The following is a 409-nucleotide window of genomic DNA, read 5'->3' as shown; positions in this document are numbered from 1 at the left end:
AACAGCGTAATACTGCCGCGACGGCTCAATCCGCGGTGGCAGCGAAGCATTCGTGAAGAAAAGCTTCTCCGAAGGCATCTTTCCAAAAATTTTACCTAAAGACTTTTCGGGTTCTTTACCAGATCGGCCTAGGGTGCTCGTCAGATGCCCCGCACGACCGGATTGCCCCAAGGCAAAGAGGACCCGGAAATGAAACGCTGCATGTTCGTCGACGATTCAAGCGTCATCAGGAAAGTTGCAAAACGCATCCTGGGCGGTTCCGACATGGTGGTCATCGAAGCAGCCAGCGGGCTTGATGCACTGGAGATGTGCGCCGCCGACATGCCCGACATCATCGTCGTCGATGGCGCCCTGCCGGACGTGCAGGCGGTTGACCTCATCCGCCGTGTGCGCGCCATGGAAAGCCCGA

1 protein-coding gene is annotated in these 409 nt (G+C 57.5%); it reads left to right on the top strand.

All coding sequences use genetic code 11. The features are described 5' to 3' along the window. Positions 1–189 precede the first annotated feature (189 nt). Positions 190–409 (top strand): response regulator (locus tag ACWTU8_RS33085; protein ID WP_455851410.1); only part of this gene is annotated, 220 nt, incomplete at its 3' end.

Source organism: Mesorhizobium sp. BHbdii (assembly GCF_053848045.1).
Note: the sequence above shows the minus strand (reverse complement) of the source record. Positions and strands in the feature narration are given on the sequence as shown.